General features: G+C 73.5%; 4 protein-coding genes. All 4 read right to left on the bottom strand.

All coding sequences use genetic code 11. The annotated features are described in order from the left end of the window. Positions 1 to 241: 241 nt before the first annotated feature. On the bottom strand, positions 242 to 2,077 hold the full coding sequence (locus ACWCYY_RS40710; protein ID WP_449798964.1) for an APC family permease: 1,836 nt from the start codon (positions 2,075 to 2,077) through the stop codon (positions 242 to 244). Positions 2,078 to 2,212: 135 nt separating this feature from the next. Next, positions 2,213 to 2,875, bottom strand: coding sequence for an ABC transporter ATP-binding protein (locus ACWCYY_RS40705; protein ID WP_449798966.1), 663 nt, complete (start codon positions 2,873 to 2,875; stop codon positions 2,213 to 2,215). A 32-nt stretch (positions 2,876 to 2,907) separates the two neighbouring features. Beyond that, positions 2,908 to 3,432 carry a PadR family transcriptional regulator gene (locus ACWCYY_RS40700; protein ID WP_345280363.1) on the bottom strand — a complete coding sequence of 175 codons (525 nt, stop codon included), beginning with the start codon at positions 3,430 to 3,432 and terminating at the stop codon, positions 2,908 to 2,910. A 75-nt stretch (positions 3,433 to 3,507) separates the two neighbouring features. Beyond that, positions 3,508 to 3,608, bottom strand: a 101-nt coding sequence (locus tag ACWCYY_RS40695; RefSeq protein WP_449798965.1) for a Fe-Mn family superoxide dismutase, incomplete at its 5' end; no start/stop codon positions are given.

The raw sequence follows: 3,608 nt of genomic DNA, 5'->3' as shown, positions 1-3,608 counted from the left end.
CCCAGCTCCTCGCTGCGCATGGCCTTGCCGATCACGAGGCGCTTCAGCGCCTGGGGCAGATTGAACACAGGGGCGAGAGTAGGACGCGGGGCGGAATCTTCGAAACGGCCCGAACCGCCCCTCCGGCGCCTGGTTTTCGCAGGTCAGAGGGGCGGTTGACGGTGCTGACGGAGCGTCATGGGAGGTGTTAAGGGTCCGTCAAGGTCCGTGTGCGGATTCCGGTCATACGGGATGAACGCGGCTATTTCTCCGCATCGGTCCGGAGCCGGAGACGGCAGACCACGGCGTCGGTGCGGCGGCGCAGCGCCCGGTCGATCACCGCGCCGCGCTGGTTCTGCAGCGCGCGCTGCCAGCGGCGGGCCGGCTCCACCTCGGGGATCAGCACGGTGATCCGGCGGCCCTCGCCGAGGCCGTTCACGTAGTCCGCGATCGGCTGCCCCAGACGCCGGTGCGGATCGGTGATCTCCACCAGCTCGACGCCCGGCCGCCAGAGCTCCCAGTCCCGCCGCAGCGCCTCGGCGGCCTCCCGGTCCTCGGCGTCGGGGTCGGCCGGCAGCACGGTGAAGGCGCGCACCTCGTCGCCGAGCGAACGGGCCGTGCAGAGCGCCTCCCGGGTGAGCCGGGTGATCGTGCTGACCGGCACCAGCACCAGCGAGGGCCCGGAGCCGGTCAACGGCCCCGGCACCCGGCCGAGTTCGAGCCGCTCGCCGATCCGGGCGTAGGCACGGTGGACGGCCTCGAAGAGCAGCACCAGCAGCGGCAGCGCCAGGCAGATGCCCCAGGCGCCCTCGGTGAACTTGGTGCCGGTCACCACCACCGCGGCCACACCGGTGAGCAGCGCGCCGAAGCCGTTCAGCGCCGCGCGGGCCCGCTGACGGGCGATCAGCCAGTGCTTCACCATGCCGACCTGGCAGATGGTGAAGCCGACGAACACCCCGATCGCGAACAGCGGCACCAGGGTGTTGACGTCGCCGCCGGAGCCGATCAGCAGGGCCGCGGAGACCAGGGCCAGGAAGAGCACGCCGTGCCGGTGCACCCGGCGGTCGGCGCGCAGGGCGAAGACGTGCGGCAGGTGGTTGTCCCGAGCCAGCAGGTGCAGCAGCACCGGCAGGCCGCCGAAGGAGGTGTTGGCGGCCAGGCCGAGCAGGACGACGGTGGCGAACTGCACCAGGTAGAAGCCGAACCCGTGCCTGAGCGAGGCGTCCGCCAGCTGCGCCAGCACGGTGACGCCCTCGACCGGCTGGAGGTGGAACTTGCCGATCAGCACGGCCAGCCCGATCAGCATCACGCCCAGCAGGCCGCCGAGCGCGACCTCGGTGTGCTGGGCCCTGCGCACGGCCGGGGCCCGGAAGGAGGGGACGGCGTTGGCCACCGCCTCCACGCCGGTCAGCGCCGAGCAGCCGGCCGCGAAGGCCTTGAGCAGCAGCAGCGCGCCGACGGCGGTGGCGTTCTCGCCCAGCACCGAGGCGTGCCCGGCGGCGGCCGCGGTCGAGGCGGGCGCGTCCCGGAACAGGCCGGCCACCACGATCGCCAGGATCGACAGCACGAACACCGCGGTCGGCACCATGAACCAGCGGGCCGACTCGGCGATCCCGCGCAGGTTCACCGCCGTCACCAGGGCGAGCACGCCCAGGCAGAGCCAGACCCGGTCCCCGTGGAGGGAGGGGAAGGCGGAGGTCAGCGCCGCCACTCCGGCGGTGACCGAGACCGCGACGTTCAGAACGTAGTCGATCACCAGCGAGGCGGCGGCGGTCAGCGCCGTGCGCCGCCCCAGGTGCGCCTTGGCCACCGCGTACGAGCCGCCGCCGTCCGGGAAGGCCGCGATCACCTGCCGGTACGAGGCCACCAGCACCGCCAGCAGCACCGCGATCGCCACCGTCACCGGCAGCGTGAACCCCAGCCCGTACGACCCGGCCGCCGCCAGCACCAGCACGATCGACTCGGGCCCGTACGCCACCGAGGCCATCGCGTCCAGCGACAGCGCGGACAGCCCGCCCAGCGCCGTCAGCTTGTGCCGCTGCTGATCAGGGGGCTCCTCGGCCGCCGTGGGGGCGGTGGCGGCGACGGTGACGGACATGCGGTCCTCCGGTGGTGCGGGATGCTTCCGCCCCGATCCTCGGACCGTCCGCACCTCGGGCCCCGGCCCCTGACGGGATCCTGACGGCCCGTCCACTCCCGTTGACGCCTCGTTGACGCCCCGCCGGGCGGAGGCTCAGCGGGTGCGGCCGTCGCGGACCACGATCTCGCGGTCGGCGTAGGCGGCCACCCGGGAGTCGTGGGTGACCAGGAGGACGGCGGCGCTGGTCTCCTTGGCGGTGGAGAGGATCAGCTGGAGGACGCGCTCGCCGCTGAGCGAGTCCAGGGCGCCGGTCGGCTCGTCGGCGAAGAGCACCCGCGGGCCGGTCACCAGGGCCCGTGCGGTGGCCACCCGGTGGGCCTGCCCGCCGGAGAGCTCGCCGGGGCGCTGCGCAGCGGTGCCCTCGGCGCCGACCCGCTCCAGCCACTCCCGGGCCTTCGCCTCGGCGGGGCGGCGCCGCAGGCCGGACAGCCGCAGCGGCAGCGCCACGTTCTCCAGGCAGGTCAACTCGGGCACCAGCTGGCCGAATTGGAAGAGGAAGCCGAAGTCGGTGCGGCGCAGTGCGCTGCGCTCGCCGTCGGAGAGCAGGTCCAGGCGCCGGCCGTCGTACTCCACCGCGCCCGCGTCCGGCCGGACGATCCCGGCCAGGCAGTGCAGCAGGGTGGACTTGCCGGAGCCGGACGGCCCCATCACCGCGACCAGCTCGCCGGGGGCCAGCCGCACCGAGGCCTCGTGCAGCGCGGTGGTCGGCCCGTAGTGCTTGGCCAGCGCGGTGGCGCTCAGCAGGGCGGGCGTCACCGCGGCCTCCGGCGAGGCCTCGGCCGGGGCGGTCACCGCAGCACCTGCCCGCTCAGCTCGTCCAACCGGGCCGCGGTCAGCTCCAGCCAGCGCAGGTCCGCGTCCAGGTGGAACAGCGCGTGGTCGCAGATCAGCTGGTCCGCCAGGTCCCCGCTCTCCTTGCGCCGGGTGAGCGCCCGCATCTGCCGTAGGTGCTCGGTCCGCTGGGTGTCCAGCACCTCCACCGCCGGACGGCCCGTCAGCAGCGCCAGCACCACCTTGGCGTACAGCGTGTTCTGCAGGTACGGCTCCGGGTTCTCCGCCCGCCCCAGCCACTGCGCGACGTCGGTGACCCCGGCCTCGGTGATCGCGTACCGCTTGCGCTCCGGCCCGTCCCCCGGCTCCACGCCCTCGACCTCGACCAGACCGCCCTTCAGCAGCCGCGACAGCGTCGAGTACACCTGCCCGTAGTGCAGCGACCTGGTCCGCCCGAACTGCTCGTCGTAGGCCCGCTTGAGGTCGTACCCGTGGCGGGGCTGCGACTCCAGGAGCCCGAGGAGGATCTGACCGAGTGACATGGTTCGCACTGTACACACGGTGTATAGGCGCGCGGGCCCCGCGTCCCGTGGTGGGGAGGCGGGGCCCGGGGCGGGTCAGGTGTTCTTGGCGGTGGTGAAGCGGTTGGTGACGTCGGTCCAGTTGACGACGTCCCAGAGGCGGGTGACGTAGTCGGGGCGGACGTTGCGGTACTGGA

Source organism: Kitasatospora sp. NPDC001664 (assembly GCF_053596675.1).
The sequence above is the reverse complement of the archived record's forward strand: the minus strand, read 5'-3'. Positions and strand labels throughout refer to the sequence as shown.

Coding starts and splice junctions, on each gene's coding strand:
- ACWCYY_RS40700 (WP_345280363.1), bottom strand. CDS start 3,432: ATGTCACTCGGTCAGATCCTCCTCGGGCTCCTGGAGTCGCAGCCCCGC.
- ACWCYY_RS40710 (WP_449798964.1), bottom strand. CDS start 2,077: ATGTCCGTCACCGTCGCCGCCACCGCCCCCACGGCGGCCGAGGAGCCC.